This is a genomic window from Thermomonospora catenispora, from assembly GCF_006363815.1.
Taxonomy (GTDB): Bacteria; Actinomycetota; Actinomycetes; order Streptosporangiales; family Streptosporangiaceae; genus Thermomonospora; species Thermomonospora catenispora.
In genome coordinates, this window is the sequence record NZ_RRYT01000034.1 from 1 (window position 1) to 13,372 (window position 13,372).

The following is a 13,372-nucleotide window of genomic DNA, read 5'->3' on the forward strand; positions in this document are numbered from 1 at the left end:
ACCCGGATGCCGTGGCGTTCCAGCAGGGCGGTGGTAGGCGGGTCCTGGGGTCGGTGGAGAAAGGACTTCCGACGGTGAGGCGGGCGTGCGCTCCGGTGGGGCGGCCGGTGCAGCGACGGCCCGCCTTGGCGAGTGGGCGGACCGGCCGGGCGTGAGACGGGTGCTGGGGCCGGCGGGCCGGCGCGGGCGGGGATTCTCCGTTGGTCTGTGGGGTCTTTTTCGTGGCCGTCGGCTTGGGCAGGGGAGGGCGGCGGGAGACGCGGGCGTCGTGACGCCGGGGAAGGGCGCGCTGCTGGGATCGATTGTCGACAAAGGTCAGTGAGGTTCCGGCTCTGATCTTTGCAGTGCGGTTATGGAGCCTGGGGATCTGGCGAGGACGGCGTCCAGGGTTGTGGCCCATTGGGCGAGGAGACGGGTCCGGCGGGCGGAGTCATCGGTGAGAAGGTCGGCCAGCCCCAGGCCGCGGACCAGGTCGAGGGTGGCCTGGATGGTTTCGCGGACGCCGGGGATGGACTCGTCGGCGTTCAGGGCCTCGACGGTGAGGCGATGGGCCTCACGGCCTACGCGAGCCTCTAGAGGGAGGACTTGCGCGCGCAACTGCGGGTCGGAGCTGGCGGCCACCCAGAGCTGGAGGGCGGCGCGGAACAGCGGACTGGTGTAGAGGTCGCCGAGCATGGTGACGACTTCCAGGGTGGTGAGAGGGGAGTCGGCGTTCAGCCGGGCGCGCATGTCGCGCATGCGGATCTCGGCGCCGTACTCGACGGCGGCGGTGACCAGCTCCTCACGGGTGCGGAAGTGATGCTGGGCGGCGCCGCGGGAGACGCCGGCGCGTTCGGCGACGACCGCCACGGTGGTGCCGGCCCAGCCCACGGAGGCGAGACAGTCGATGGCGGCCTCCAGGAGCCGCCGTCGGGTGGCTCGGCTGCGGTCCTGCTGAGGTTCGCGGGATGGAGCCCGCGACGTCATGGTGTCCTCCGTTGGGATGGGCGGTATGAGTGACTCGATTAAAACAATCATGCGTGATTGATTTTTTCTAGTGTGCCTGGCATCGTGCACCCATGACCCATGCGCAGGGGGCACCGCTGCGGATCGGGAACGCCTCGGGCTTCTATGGGGACCGGTTCACCGCGGTCCGGGAGATGCTCGAGGGCGGACCGCTGGACGTTCTCACCGGCGACTACCTCGCCGAGCTGACGATGCTGATCCTGGGGCGTGGACGGCTGAAGGATCCGACCGCCGGTTATGCGACGACCTTCCTGCGGCAGATGGAGGACGCCCTCGGTCTGGCCGCAGACCGGGGCGTCGTCATCGTCGTCAACGCGGGCGGGCTCAACCCGCGCGGGCTGGCGACCAGGCTCGAGGAGCTGGCCGAGCGGCTCGGCGTCCCCCGGAAGATCGCTCATGTGGAGGGCGACGACCTCAAGGCGCGCGCCGCGGAGTTCGGATTCACCGACCCCCGCTACGGGGAACCGCTGACCGCCAACGCCTACCTGGGAGCGTGGGGGATCGCCGAGTGCCTGCGCGCCGGGGCCGACATCGTGGTGACCGGGCGGGTGACCGACGCCTCGTTGGCGGTGGGGCCGGCGGCCGCGCGGTTCGGCTGGCGACGCGACGACTGGGACGCGCTCGCGGGCGCCACCGTCGCCGGGCATGTGCTGGAGTGCGGGGCGCAGGCCACCGGCGGCAATTACGCGTTCTTCACCGAGGTGCCGGGCCTGCGGCATGCGGGATTCCCGATCGCCGAGATCCACCCGGACGGATCCAGTGTGATCACCAAGCACGAGGGGACCGGGGGAGCGGTCACCGTCGAGACGGTGACCGCCCAGCTGCTGTATGAGATCGGCGGCCCCCGGTACGCCGGTCCCGATGTCACCACCCGCTTCGACACGATCGAACTGGCGCAGGACGGACCGGATCGGGTGCGGATCAGCGGCGTGAGGGGCGGGCCGCCGCCCGCCACCACCAAGGTCTGCCTCAACTACCTGGGCGGTTTCCGCAACGAGGCGACGTTCGTGCTCACCGGACTCGACATCGAGGCCAAGGCCGAGCTGGTCAAGGAACAGATGGAGGCGGTCTTCGAGGGCGGGCGGCCGCAGCGGACGGAGTGGACGCTGCTCGGCAGGCCCGATCCGGACCCGGCGACCCAGGGGGCGGCCACGGTGCTCCTGCGCTGCGCCGTTCTCGACCCCGACGAGAGCAGGGTCGGGCGGGCGTTCAGCGGTGCGGCCGTGGAGCTGGCGCTGGCCGGCTATCCGGGCTTCTCGCTGACCTCCCCGCCCGGCAAGGCGTCGCCGTACGGGGTCTACAAGGCCGCGTACGTCGACAGCACGGAGGTCGAGCACGTCGCGGTCCTCCCCGGCGGCGAGCGCGTCCCGATTCCGCCCAGTACGCCCGCTGGGGACGTCGACGTCCCCGAGGGCGTTCTCGAGGAGGCCCCCGAGGAGGATCGGCTGCCCGAGCCGCTGGGGGACGCCGGCCGCACGGTGCGGGTGCCGCTCGGCCGCTTCCTCGGGGCGCGCAGCGGCGACAAGGGCGGGGACGCCAACATCGGCGTGTGGGCCAGGACCGATGAGCAGTGGCGCTGGCTCGCGCATCGGCTGACCGTCGAACGGCTCAAGGAGCTGCTGCCCGAGACCCGGGATCTCACCGTCACCCGTCACCTGCTGCCCAACCTGAAGGCCGTCAACTTCGTCGTCGAGGGGATCCTGCAGGAGGGGGTGGCGGCCTCCACCCGGTTCGACCCCCAGGGCAAGGCCCTGGGCGAGTGGCTGCGGGCGCGCGTCGTCGACGTTCCGGAGGCGATCTTGTGACCGTTCTGACCACCTCCCTCGACCCGAACGACCCCGAGTACCGGCGCCGCCGCGACTACATGCTGGGCAAGGTCGCCGAGCTGGAGGCCGAGCACGCCAAGGCGCTGGCGGGCGGCGGCGAGAAGTACGTCAGGCGGCATCGCGAGCGCGGAAAGCTGCTCGCCCGCGAGCGGATCGAGCTGCTGCTGGACTCCGACTCGCCGTTTCTGGAGCTCAGCCCGCTGGCGGCATGGGGGACCGACTTCCCGGTCGGGGCGAGCGCGGTGACCGGCATCGGCGTCGTGGAGGGCGTCGAGTGCATGATCATCGCCAACGATCCGACCGTGCGCGGCGGGGCCAGCAACCCGTGGACGATCAAGAAGATCTTCCGGGCGACCGACATCGCGTTGGAGAACCGGCTGCCGGTGATCAATCTGGTCGAGTCCGGCGGCGCGGACCTGCCCTCCCAGAAGGAGATCTTCATTCCCGGCGGGCGGATGTTCCGTGACCTGACCAGGCTGTCGGCCGCCGGAATCCCGACGATCGCGCTGGTGTTCGGCAACTCCACCGCGGGCGGCGCGTACGTGCCCGGCATGTGCGACCACGTGGTCATGGTCAAGGAGCGCGCCAAGGTGTTCCTGGGCGGGCCGCCGCTGGTGAAGATGGCCACCGGAGAGGAGGCCGACGACGAGGAGCTGGGCGGTGCGGAGATGCACGCCCGGGTCTCCGGGCTGGCCGACTACATGGCCGAGGACGAGCAGGACGCGCTGCGGATCGGCCGGCGGATCGTGGCGCGGCTCAACCACCGCAAGCTCGGACCCGCGCCCGGTCCGGTGGTCGAACCCCTGTACGACCCGGAGGAGCTGGCCGGGATCGTCCCGGAGGACCTGAAGATCCCCTTCGATCCGCGGGAGGTGATCGCGCGGATCGTGGACGGCTCGGACTTCGACGAGTTCAAGCCGCTGTACGGGCCGAGCCTGGTCACCGGATGGGCGCGGCTGCACGGCCATCCGATCGGGATCCTAGCGAACGCGCAGGGCGTGCTGTTCAGCGCCGAGTCGCACAAGGCCGCGCAGTTCATCCAGCTGGCCAACCAGCGCGACGTCCCGCTGCTGTTCCTGCAGAACACCACCGGCTACATGGTCGGCAAGGAGTACGAGCAGGGCGGCATCATCAAGCACGGCGCCCAGATGATCAACGCGGTGAGCAACAGCAAGGTCCCGCACCTGACGGTGGTGATGGGCGCCTCATACGGGGCCGGCAACTACGGCATGTGCGGCCGGGCCTACGAGCCGCGGTTCCTGTTCACCTGGCCGAGCGCCAAGTCGGCGGTGATGGGGCCGCAACAGCTGGCCGGGGTGCTGTCGATCGTGGCGCGGGCCTCCGCCCGGGCCCGGGGGCAGGCCTACGACGAGGAGCAGGACCGGGCCATGCGGGAGATGGTGGAGAACCAGATCGAGGCCGAATCGCTGCCGTTCTTCCTGTCCGGCCGGCTCTACGACGACGGGGTGATCGACCCGCGGGACACCCGGACCGTGCTGGGACTGTGCCTGTCGGCGATCTGCACGGCCCCGATCCGCGGCACCGACGGCTTCGGCGTCTTCCGGATGTGAGGAGGCGAGCGGCGGAGCGCGGAGCCGCGAGCCCGCCGCACAGGGCTCTGAGGGCGGCCGCACGGGACCCGCACAGGAGGGGCGTGGGCATGATCGAGACGGTGCTGGTGGCCAACCGGGGCGAGATCGCCCGGCGGGTGTTCCGCACGTGCCGGGAGCTGGGGATCGGGACGGTGGCGGTGTTCTCCGACGCCGACGCCGGCGCGCCGCACGTCCGGGAGGCGGACCGGTCGGTGCGGCTGCCGGGGGAGGCGCCGGCGGACACCTACCTGCGCGGAGACCTGATCGTCCGGGCGGCGGTGGCGGCGGGAGCCGACGCGGTGCACCCCGGGTACGGCTTCCTGGCGGAGAACGCCTCGTTCGCACGGGCCGTGCAGGAGGCCGGGCTGACCTGGGTGGGGCCGCCGCCGGAGGCGATCGAGGCGATGGGCTCCAAGATCGCCGCCAAGAAGCTGATGGCCGACGCGGGCGTGCCCGTGCTGCCCGAGCTGGAGCCGGACGCGGTGCGCGAGGAGGACCTGCCGATCCTGGTGAAGGCGTCGGCGGGCGGCGGCGGCCGGGGCATGCGGATCGTGCGGACCCCCGCGGAGCTTCCGGACGCGGTCGCCGGGGCGGCCCGGGAGGCGCAGTCGGCGTTCGGCGACCCGACCGTCTTCTGCGAGCCGCTGCTGGAGTCGGGCGCCCGGCACGTCGAGGTGCAGATCCTCGCCGACGCCCACGGCACCGTGTGGACGTTGGGGGAGCGGGAATGCTCCATCCAGCGCCGCCACCAGAAGATCCTCGAGGAGGCCCCCAGCCCGGCGGTCGATCCGGATCTGCGGAGGCGGCTGTGCGCGGCGGCCGCGAACGCCGCACGCGCGATCGGCTATGTGGGGGCGGGGACCGTGGAGTTCCTGCTCGACGCCGACGGGGAGTTCTTCTTCCTGGAGGTCAACACCCGGCTGCAGGTCGAGCATCCGGTCACCGAGTGCATCCACGGCGTCGACCTCGTCCGGTGCCAGATCGAGGTGGCCGAGGGCGCCGCCCTCGCCCCGGAGCCGCCCGCCCCGCGCGGACATGCGATCGAGGTCCGCCTGTACGCCGAGGACCCCGCCCGGGACTGGCTGCCGTCCAGCGGGACCCTGCACGCCTTCGAGATCCCCGGAGCGGACGAACGGTTCGCCGTCCCCGCCTCCTACGGGGTGCGGGTCGACAGCGGCGTGGAGAGCGGCAGCGAGATCGGGACCCGCTACGACCCGATGCTGGCCAAGGTGATCGCCTGGGCGCCCACCCGCGGGGCCGCCGCCCGCAGGCTGGCCGCGACCCTGCGCGCGGCCCGCATCCACGGACCGGCCACCAACCGTGATCTGTTGGTCCGCATCCTCACCGACCCGGACTTCCTGGCGGGCCGGACCGACACCGCCTACCTGGACCGCCGTCCCGGTCTGCGCGAGCCGCTGGCCGACGCCGCGGCCGTCCGGCTGTCCGCGCTGGCCGCCGCGCTCGCCGACGCCGCCGCCAACCGGCGGGACGCCCCCGTCCTGCGGCACCTGCCCCCGGGCTGGCGCAACGTGCCGTCCCAGCCGCAGCGCAAGTCCTACCGGGCCGGGCGGCAGAAGATCGACGTGGCCTACCGGTTCACCCGCGACGGGGTGCGGGCCGAGGAGCACCCCGGGGTCGTCTGCGTCGACACCGCTCCCGACGCGGTCACGTTGGAGACCGACGGGGTCCGCCGCGTCTTCACGGTCCACCGGTCCGGCGACGCCGTCTACGTCGACTCCGACCTCGGCGCCGTCACCCTGCAGGCCGTGCCGCGCCTGGTCGACCCCGGCGCCCGGATCGCCCCCGGCTCGCTGGTCGCGCCGATGCCCGGCACCGTCGTCCGCGTCGAGGTGGAGGAGGGGGCGACCGTGACCGAGGGGCAGCCGCTGGTGGTGCTGGAGGCCATGAAGATGGAGCACCGCGTCGCCGCGCCGGCCTCCGGGGTGGTCACCGCGCTCAACGTCAGCGAAGGACGCCAGGTCCAGGCCGGCGTCGTCCTCGCCGTGATCGAACAGGAGGACTCCCAGTGAGCTTCATCGAGTCCGAGGAACGTCGTGCCCTGCGGGAGGCCGTGGCGGAGCTGGGCGCCAAGTACGGGCCGGCCTACTACATCGCCAAGGCCCGTTCGGGGGAGAAGACCCACGAGCTGTGGAACGAGGCCGGCGCGCTCGGCTACCTGGGCGTCAACATCCCCGAGGAGTACGGCGGCGGGGGCGGCGGGATCGGCGACCTGGCGGCCGTGTGCGAGGAGCTGGCCGCCGCCGGATGCCCCCTGCTGCTCATGGTGGTCTCCCCGGCGATCTGCGCCACGATCATCACTCGGTTCGGCACCGCGGAGCAGAAGGAGCACTGGCTGCCCCGGTTCGCCGACGGGTCGGTCAAGATGGCGTTCGCGATCACCGAGCCGGACGCCGGGTCCAACGCGCACCGCATCACCACCCACGCCCGCCGGGACGGCGACGGCTGGGTGCTCAACGGGCAGAAGACGTTCATCTCCGGGGTCGACGAGGCCGACGCGGTGATGTTCGTGGCCCGCAGCGCCGACCAGCAGGGCAACCTGCGGCCGTCGCTGTTCATCGTGCCGACCGACGCGCCCGGCTTCACCTGGACGCCGATCGAGATGGAGATCGTCTCCCCGGAGAAGCAGTTCGTCTGCCACCTCGACGATGTGCGGCTGCCCTACGAGGCGCTGGTGGGCGAGGAGGACGGCGGATTGCTGCAGCTGTTCGCCGGGCTCAACCCCGAACGGATCATGGCCGCCGCGATGGGCGCCGGGATCGGCCGCCTGGCGTTGGGCAAGGCCGTCTCCTACGCCAAGGAGCGTCAGGTCTTCACGGTGCCCATCGGGGCGCACCAGGGCCTGGCGCACCCGCTGGCCGCCGCCAAGATCGAGCTGGAGCTGGCCCGCCTGATGGCCCAGAAGGCGGCCTGGCTGTACGACAACGGCGACGACCGCGGCGCCGGGGAGGCCGCCAACATGGCCAAGTACGCCGCCGCCGAGGCCGCGGTCCACTGCGTCGACCAGGCCATCCAGACGCACGGCGGGAACGGGCTGACCACCGAGTACGGGGTGGGGATGCTCGCCGGGGTGGTCCGGCTGATGCGGATCGCGCCGGTCAGCCGGGAGATGATCCTCAACTACGTCGCCCAGCACTCGCTGGGGCTGCCCAAGTCCTACTGAACCGGCCCGGACCGGCGTCCCGCCGGGCCGGTGTCGCGTGCCCCGGCGGGACTCACCCCCGGCGCACGAGCGCGTCCAGCTGCTCCGCCAGGCCGGGCGCCGACAGCCGGTTGTCGACCTCCAGATGCTCGACCGGCGGCGGCACGCCGGGCCGCATCCGCGCCGTGAACTCCTCGAAGGCGGCCAGCTTGCCGCTGTCCCGGGGCAGCCCGCGGGCGGTCAGCCGGTGGCGCAGGGTCTGCGGGTCGGTGCGGATCCACACCAGCCGCACCGGCGGACCGCCCAGCTCCTCCACCCACGCCTCCCAGCGCGCGCGGTCATGGATCTGACCGGTGAACGGGCCGCTCAGCATCACCGGGCACCCGTGTCCGCGGATCTGGCGCGCCGTCGCGGTCATCCCGGCGTACTCATGCCGCTTGACGTGCTCGTCGTACCAGGGGCCCTCGCGTTCGCCCGGGTCGCGGCCGTGCGCGGCGAGGGTGGCGGCGACGAACGACCCGTACATGGTGTCCTTGTCCAGCAGGGCGGGCACCGGGCGCAGCCGGGCCAGCAGGCCGTCGGCGACGGTGCTCTTGCCGCTGCCGGGCGGGCCCGCCACCACCCACACCATGCCGGGGACGGTCGGTCTGCTCATGAGGGAATCCTCGGGACGTGGACGCCCGGACGGCGCCGTCGGGCGTCGTGCGGAACGGACCTGTGAGGGGGAGGGGAGGGAAGAGGACGGTGCGGCCGTGGGCGCGGAGGACGCCGCCCGGAAGACGCCGCCTCGGGAGGCGTCGCTCCGGAGAACGCCGCTTCACAGGGGAACGCGGTGCCCGGCGGCGGCCGGTCCCGGCGCCCGCCGGCCGTGCGGACGCGGCTCAGCACGGGATCCGCATCGTCTCGGTGGCCAGGGCGGCGATGCGCTTCTCGTCGACCTCGTGCCCGATGCCCGGCTGGGTGAGCGGCACTCCCACCACGCCGCCGGAGGAGCGCACCGGCGGCGACACGAACGCCGGGCCGCTCGCCGGGTCGGTGACGTCGCTGGGCAGCGTGCAGCCCGGCAGGCCGGCCATCGCGACCGCCGCCGCCTGACCGATCCCGAACGCCCCGGACCCCTCGCACCACACGTCCCAGCCCGCCGCGTAGGCGCGGTCGTGGGCGCCGCGGGCGGCGGTCACCCCGCCGAACCGGGTGATGTTCAGGCCCAGCGCCCTCCCGGCCTCCATCCGGATGGCCGCGTCCAGCATGTCCAGGTCGTTGATCTCCGGGCACAGCGCGGCGCTCACCCGCTGTTGCAGCCGGGCGTGCGCGGCCAGATCCCCGGCGGGGAACGGCCGTTCGATCACCACCGGCCCGTAGGCGTCCAGGGCCTCCAGCGCCGCCAGGTGCTCCGGGGACTCGGTGTAGCGGCCGCACGCGTCGATCGCCATCGCCAGGGCGGGGTAGGCGGCGCGGACGGCGCGCACCGGTTCGATGTCCCAGCCGGGCCGGACGGTGAGGGTGATGCGGGTGTGGCCGCTGCCGACCGCCTGGTTGACCCGGCTCACCAGGGTCTCGACGCCCAGCGAGCCGGCGTCGATCCGGGCGCCGGTCACGATCGAGGTGCGGGTGCCGCCGAGCGCGTGCGCCAGCGGCAGTCCCCGGGTCCGGCACCACAGGTCCCAGCAGGCGATGTCCACCGCCGCGGCCGCCTGCCGGGTGCCGAACTCGGCGGTCGCCGACACGTCCTCGGGGCGCTCCCACGACAGGCCCAGCAGGGCCGGCGCCAGTCGTTCGGAGATGTCCGCCCATGTCGTGTCGCCCGGATCGGAGTGGGCCGCCTCCCCCCAGCCGACGGTGCCGTCCTCGGCGACCAGCCGCACCAGCACGCTCTGCGGCCGCCGCCCGCGCGGCATCGCCACCCGGAAGGCCTCACAGCCTCGCACCAGCGGCACCGTGCCTCCGTCCTGCACCGAGTCGGGATCGTTCCACCTCCATGATCCCCCGACGAAGGGCGCCGAGGCGAACGCGCCGACCCGCCGGGCCGGGCGCTTCGGCGGACGGGTCAGCGCAGCGCGCGGTCGATGGCGGCGGCGGCGCGGTCCAGGTCGGTGACGGGGGCGATCCGGTCGGCCCACGACCACCAGAACCACGGCCCTCCGTCGGGGCCGCGCTCGCAGACCACGGTGACCTGGCGGTCGGGTTCGGCGCGGTTCAGCACGGTAAGCCGTGGAACGCCGTCGGTGACGAGCATCGTGAGGTGCCCGTGCCGGGACAGCACCCGGGCCAGGTCCTCCAGACGGCCGACATGTTCCTCGATGAGCGTGCGCGGCATGCTGATCCCCCGTGATCTTCGGGTGCCTTCTTTACCTTCTTTACCTTTGTGACGTGTTCACGACGGTGAAGGTTTGCGGAACGGTCCAGGCGATGCGCCCGTCACCGTTCCGTCCGAGGCCGCGGCGTGAGCCGCCGGACCGCGGGCCGGGACGACGCGGGACGGACCCCGGCGATCCCGCGGGGCGGGCTTCCCGCACGGGGGCGCGGGAGGGCGGCCTCGGCGATCGGGTGATCGGCGCCGGCGGATCTCCTCGTCAGCAGGTCTCGTCCAGCGACACCGGCTTGCCTGAGGGGGCGCTCGACGGCGTCGTCCGCGGGCTGTGCGCGGCGCCGGGGCCGCGGGTGCTCCTCGGCCGCTCGGGGGAGGCGGTGCCGGTGCGGGACGGCGACGGCGAGGCGGTGCGGCCCTCGCTCTCCGCCAGGGCCCGAGCGGTCAGCGACCTGATCAGCGCGTAGTCCGGATTGCCGGTGTTGATCAGCGGCGGCACGAACTGCAGGCTGGTGACCTTGGCCCCGTCGCGCACCTTGGCCGACAGCTTCACCAGCGCCGGCAGCAGTTCGGAGGGGATGTCGGTGGAGACCGCCCGCTCGGCGGCGGCGGCCAGCTCGCTGAACCGGGTCAGCACCCGCTGCGGATCGGCCTGCCGGGCCACCGCCAGCAACAGGCACTTCTGCCGGCTCATCCGGGCGTAGTCGTCGCTGAACGTGCGCGACCGGCCGAACCACAGGGCCTCGGCGCCGGACAGGGTGCGGGTGCCGGCCTTGACGACCCCCTCGTTGTACCGGCCGTAGACGATGTCGTGGGGGACGGTCAGCCGGACGCCGCCCATCGCGTCGATGACGTCGGCGAAGCCCCGCATGTCGATCAGGATGTAGTAGTCGATCGGGATGTCGAGGATCGTGGCGATGGTGCCCTTGAGCAGCTCGGGACCGCGTCGTTCCTTGGGGATGCCGGGCACCACGTCCGGGTGGTTCTCGGCGTACTCGTACACCTCGTTGAGCAGCCCGGGATTGAGCGGGCCGTCGCCGGTGAAGCCGTAGGGGAACCGGTCACGGGCCGGGCCCGGCGGCATCGGGGCGTTCTCCAGGTTGCGCGGCAGGCTCAGCAGCACCGTGTCGCCGGTCCGGGTGTCCACGCTGGCCACCGTCATGCTGTCGGTGCGCACCCCCACCCGGTTGGGGCCGGCGTCGCCGCCGAGCAGCAGCACGTTCACCCTGCGGCGGCCCTCCCACGGGTCGTCGGCGTCGATGTCGCGGCCCTCGGTGCCGGTGAAGATGTTGTTGATGGTGTTGTTGGAGACCTGGCTCAGATGCGCCGCCCACGCCAGCGGCAGCGACACCGCCGCGCACAGCGCCGTCACGCAGACGGCGCCCGTCGTGCGGGTCAGCGCGGTCAGCCCTCTGGGCCGGACGATCTGATACGAGCGGATCAGCACCGCGATCCAGACCGCGCCGAGCACCACCAGCCCGACGGTCAGCCGGGTCAGCCATTGCGGCTGGACCGCCAGAACGGCCAGGTCCTCACGGAACGCGGTGACGGTGAACACCACCGCGGCGACCAGGCCGGTGAACAGGGACACCAGCAGCGCCCCGACCACCCGGCGGCCCGCCCACAGATGGGCGACCCCCCACAGCAGTCCGGACGCGAGCGTCAGGGCCAGGGCACGGGGAAGGCTGCGTGCGCCCTCCTCCGCCGGGGCGTCGTCCTTCCGTGAGCGGCGGCGACCGCGGGACGCCTTCCTGGCCATGTGAGCTCCGATCCCCCACGCACGGTGAAATAAGCCATTGCCTACCTACTGGACGCGCAAAGACCGGTGAACGGGTTACGCGGCATCAGGCCGAACACGAACTGTCACCGTATAGGGCGCATGCGGGTCAAGAATACGCACATGCCCAGGAAGATTTCCGGACGGTCGGGCAAATCTTGATCGTTGCGCGACATTCGTCACGCAACGTCACCAACTGGTGGACAGCGGCATGCCCTCGGCGAATCCCGAGTGCGACTGCACTCCGATCACCGCCCGCTCGTGGAACTCCTCCAACGTCCGTGCGCCGGTGTAGGTGCAGGCGCTGCGCAGCCCGGCCACGATCGAGTCGACCAGGTCCTCCACCCCCGGCCGCTGCGGGTCCAGGAACATGCGGGCGGTGGAGATGCCCTCCTCGAACAGCGCCTTGCGGGCCCGGTCGAACGGGGAGTCGTCGGCGGTCCGCAGCCGCACCGCTCGGGCGGAGGCCATCCCGAAGCTCTCCTTGTACAGCCGCCCGTCGGCCGAGCGGTGCACGTCGCCGGGGGATTCATAGGTCCCGGCGAACCAGGAGCCCACCATCACGTTGGAGGCCCCGGCGGCCAGCGCCAACGCCACGTCGCGGGGGTGCCGGACCCCGCCGTCGGCCCAGACGTGCCGGCCCAGCCGGCGGGCCTCGGCCGCGCACTCCAGCACCGCCGAGAACTGCGGACGGCCCACCCCGGTCATCATCCGGGTGGTGCACATCGCGCCCGGCCCGACCCCGACCTTGACGATGTCGGCGCCCGCCTCGATCAGGTCGCGCACGCCCTCGGCGGTCACCACGTTGCCCGCCACGATCGGCACCGCGGGGTCCAGGCCGCGCACCGCCCGCAGCGCGTTGATCATCTTCTCCTGGTGGCCGTGCGCGGTGTCCACCACCAGCAGGTCGACCCCGGCCTCCAGCAGCGCCCCGGCCTTGCCCGCCACGTCGCCGTTCACCCCGACCGCGGCGGCGACGCGCAGCCGTCCCGAGGCGTCGACGGCCGGTGTGTAGAGCGTGGCGCGCAGCGCCCCGGTGCGGGTGAGGATGCCCACCAGCCGCCCGGCGGAGTCGACCACCGGGGCGAGGCGGTGGCCCCGGTCGTGCAGCCGCTGGAACGCCTCCTGCGGGTCCACCGTGTCGGGCAGGGTGACCAGGTCGCGGGACATGACGTCGTGCAGCACCGAGAACCGGTCCACGCCCTGGCAGTCGGCCTCGGTGACCACCCCGACGGGACGGTCGTCCTCGACCACGATCACCGCGCCGTGCGCCCGCTTGTGCAGCAGCCCCAGGGCCTCGCCGACGGTGTCGCCGGGGTGCAGCCTGATCGGGGTGTCGAACACCAGATGCCGCTGCTTGACCCACTCCACGACGTCGGCCACGACCTCGACCGGGATGTCCTGGGGGATGACCGCGATCCCGCCGCGCCGGGCGATGGTCTCGGCCATCCGCCGGCCCGCCACCGCGGTCATGTTGGCCACCACCAGCGGGATGGTGGTCCCGCTGCCGTCGACGGTGGACAGGTCCACCTCCAGCCTGGACCCGACCGCGGAGCGGCGCGGGACCAGGAACACGTCGTTGTAGGTCAGGTCGTGAGCGACGCGCTCAGCGTTCAGCAACCGCACGGCAGTAGCACACCAATCTGACGGGATCGCCTTCAGTCTACGGGCCCCGAGCGGGTCGTCCGGCCGCCGATCCCGGCG

The 13,372-nt window shown here is 72.7% G+C and carries 10 protein-coding genes; 4 read left to right on the forward strand and 6 right to left on the reverse strand.

What is annotated here, in order from left to right; genetic code table 11:
- Positions 1–315: 315 nt before the first annotated feature.
- Positions 316–966 carry a TetR/AcrR family transcriptional regulator gene (locus EIO00_RS20380; RefSeq protein ID WP_140181400.1) on the reverse strand — a complete coding sequence of 217 codons (651 nt, stop codon included), beginning with the start codon at positions 964–966 and terminating at the stop codon, positions 316–318.
- A gap of 92 nt (positions 967–1,058) precedes the next feature.
- Between EIO00_RS20380 and EIO00_RS20385 the strand changes: the two genes are divergently transcribed.
- The 4 genes from EIO00_RS20385 (at position 1,059) to EIO00_RS20400 (ending at position 7,604) form a co-directional block, all read left to right on the forward strand.
- Positions 1,059–2,810 (forward strand): acyclic terpene utilization AtuA family protein, encoded by a 1,752-nt coding sequence (locus EIO00_RS20385; protein ID WP_140181402.1) that lies wholly within the window; start codon positions 1,059–1,061, stop codon positions 2,808–2,810.
- Between the two features lie 59 nt (positions 2,811–2,869).
- A complete protein-coding gene (locus EIO00_RS20390) occupies positions 2,870–4,402 on the forward strand; it encodes an acyl-CoA carboxylase subunit beta (protein WP_479681614.1) in 1,533 nt (510 codons plus the stop codon).
- Positions 4,403–4,491: 89 nt separating this feature from the next.
- Positions 4,492–6,453: an ATP-binding protein gene (locus EIO00_RS20395; RefSeq protein WP_140181470.1), complete on the forward strand. Its 1,962-nt coding sequence runs from the start codon at positions 4,492–4,494 to the stop codon at positions 6,451–6,453.
- Entirely contained in the window at positions 6,450–7,604 is a 1,155-nt protein-coding gene (locus EIO00_RS20400; protein ID WP_140181406.1) for an acyl-CoA dehydrogenase family protein, read from the forward strand. Before EIO00_RS20395 ends, EIO00_RS20400 begins: the two co-directional genes overlap by 4 nt.
- Before the next feature lie 52 nt (positions 7,605–7,656).
- Here the strand turns inward: EIO00_RS20400 and EIO00_RS20405 are convergent, their stop codons facing one another.
- From EIO00_RS20405 to EIO00_RS20425, 5 genes are all read right to left on the reverse strand, one after another.
- Positions 7,657–8,238 (reverse strand): P-loop nucleotide/nucleoside kinase family protein, encoded by a 582-nt coding sequence (locus EIO00_RS20405; protein ID WP_140181408.1) that lies wholly within the window; start codon positions 8,236–8,238, stop codon positions 7,657–7,659.
- Between the two features lie 226 nt (positions 8,239–8,464).
- A complete protein-coding gene (locus tag EIO00_RS20410; RefSeq protein WP_140181410.1) occupies positions 8,465–9,520 on the reverse strand; it encodes an enolase C-terminal domain-like protein in 1,056 nt (351 codons plus the stop codon).
- Between the two features lie 110 nt (positions 9,521–9,630).
- Positions 9,631–9,900, reverse strand: a complete 270-nt coding sequence (locus tag EIO00_RS20415; RefSeq protein ID WP_140181412.1) for a hypothetical protein — start codon at positions 9,898–9,900, stop codon at positions 9,631–9,633.
- Between the two features lie 256 nt (positions 9,901–10,156).
- Positions 10,157–11,650 (reverse strand): LCP family protein, encoded by a 1,494-nt coding sequence (locus EIO00_RS20420; RefSeq protein WP_140181414.1) that lies wholly within the window; start codon positions 11,648–11,650, stop codon positions 10,157–10,159.
- Between the two features lie 207 nt (positions 11,651–11,857).
- Entirely contained in the window at positions 11,858–13,294 is a 1,437-nt protein-coding gene (locus tag EIO00_RS20425; protein WP_140181416.1) for a GuaB1 family IMP dehydrogenase-related protein, read from the reverse strand.
- Positions 13,295–13,372: the final 78 nt, after the last annotated feature.